This window comes from Thioclava sp. NG1 (assembly GCF_003122275.1).
Lineage (GTDB): Bacteria > Pseudomonadota > Alphaproteobacteria > Rhodobacterales > Rhodobacteraceae > Thioclava > Thioclava nitratireducens.
This window is the reverse complement of record NZ_QFBB01000031.1, coordinates 1-1,805: the sequence shown is the minus strand read 5'-3', so window position 1 is coordinate 1,805 and position 1,805 is coordinate 1. Positions and strand designations below refer to the sequence as shown.

General features: G+C 60.3%; 2 protein-coding genes. Both read right to left on the bottom strand.

Annotated elements, in window-relative coordinates:
- Positions 1 to 11 precede the first annotated feature (11 nt).
- The gene (locus tag DEM26_RS20135; protein WP_088718661.1) at positions 12 to 1,358 is read right to left on the bottom strand and encodes a pilus assembly protein TadG-related protein; all 1,347 of its coding nucleotides are present in this window, start codon (positions 1,356 to 1,358) and stop codon (positions 12 to 14) included.
- A gap of 1 nt (position 1,359) precedes the next feature.
- Positions 1,360 to 1,737 (bottom strand): TadE/TadG family type IV pilus assembly protein, encoded by a 378-nt coding sequence (locus tag DEM26_RS20130; protein ID WP_088722735.1) that lies wholly within the window; start codon positions 1,735 to 1,737, stop codon positions 1,360 to 1,362.
- Positions 1,738 to 1,805 lie beyond the last annotated feature (68 nt).

Sequence of the window (1,805 nt, the reverse complement as noted above, 5' to 3'; positions counted from 1 at the left end):
TGGGAGGCCCCTTACATCCGCAGGCGGAAGTAGCTCATCTCGATATTGCTCTCCATGCCGGTATCGCAATGACCGAAGCGCGAGTTGGAGGTGCCGTCGATCTTGCCGCCAGAGACGATCGCGACTCCTTCGATCCCGTCTGCCTGCGCCGAGAAGCTTACATCCTTCATCGCGAGGATCTGACCGCCGTAGAAGGAAATTTTTGCCGCCGAAGAGACACCGCCCATCGTGATCAGCTTCGCGCCGCCATCGGGTGCGCAATTGTCGTCGCGCCCGATCCTCAGCCCCTGCGGCGCCGAGAAGCTGCGATCATCGGTCGAGGTGTTTGCGAAGATCGCATTTTCCAGCGCGACGCCATTGCCGAATTTCACCGGGCAGTTCGCGATAACCGCGACCTCGGAGATCACGCTCGGGTCGGTCGTCACGGACCCGTCGACCTTGTTCGGGACCGAGATCGTCACGCTCGAATTGCAGTCGAGTATGTAGAGATTGCCGGGCGCGAAATCGGTGGTGTCGAGCTTCGTCCCGTTGAGGAAGGTCGGCGTCCGGTTCGTAATATAGGAGGGCAAATAGCCAGTGCCGTCGCGCATGGATTCGATGATCTTCGGAATGCGGTCGAGCACGCGCAGCTTGTAGAAGGAGGTGCGCAGCGCCTCTTGCAAGCCGTCGTTCTGCTTGAAGCCGGATGCGGGGATGTCGAGCTTGCTGGTGTCGGGCATCGACACGATCGCGCCGCTCTCGAACATGTTGTTCTGGTTGAGCGACACGTATTGCGCCGCGTAGAGGCAGAAGCCCGACGCGAAGCTGTTGCCCGATTGCAGGTCGATGACACCTTTCGCGGCCAAGCCTTCGGTGAGGCAGGCGGGCTGGTATGCTTCGGCGACGGCGCCGGTATTGATCTGCCACCCGTCCTGACCGATCACCTTACCGAAGAAGGTGGGCGCTGCGTTCGCGCGGTCGGTGGTGCGATGCGCCATCACGCGCACCGCGGGGCTGAGATCGAGGTCGGGGGCGTAATCCGTAAGGAAGCGATTGTTGGTCGCGTCGTAATAGCCGAAGGTCACATCGTCTTTGGTGATGACCGAAGTCGCATCGTCGGAGCCGAGGTTGGAGTGGGCCAGCTCGGCCGCGCGGGTCCTCGCCTCGTCTTTGGTGATCAGGGGGTCGGAAGCAAGATACATCGCACCGAGCGCGGCAGCATCCGTCGCATCCTGCATCTGCACCCGCTCGCGATAGCCATTGGAGACGTCGAGCGCGAGACTGCCGACGGCGAGGAACAGGATCGTCCAGAACAGCGAGAGCTGAGTGATCATGCCATCTTCTTCAGCGGTGAAATCGGTAATCGTTACGCGGCTCATCTCAGGACTCCATGTAGCGGTAGTCGCGGACCGTGAGGTCCATGTTCAGAACTTTGGTGAAGAGGCCCGTCGCGACGAGTTCGGACATCGGGATCGTCACGCGGGTCTCGATGATCCCGTCGGTGACGCTCGTGTCGAGCGTGTAGGTGTTTTGGTCATAGGGAAGGAGCGCGCGCAGTCGCGCCATGGTGTCTTCGTCATTCTCGAACCGCCCGACCGAATAGGCGCGATCGACGTCTTGCACGATGCCGAGGATGCGGGACTGGGCGTTGAAAATGAGGGAAACGTCGACGGTTACCGCCAGCATTCCGACGAAAAGTGGCAACCAGAGCAGCGCCTCGATCGTCGTGGCGCCGTCTTCGGCGGACAGAAAACTCATTAATCGTTTCAAGGAGGGATACCCCGTGGATGAAAACGTCCTTTTACATGTTCCTTAGGGAGAAAAAG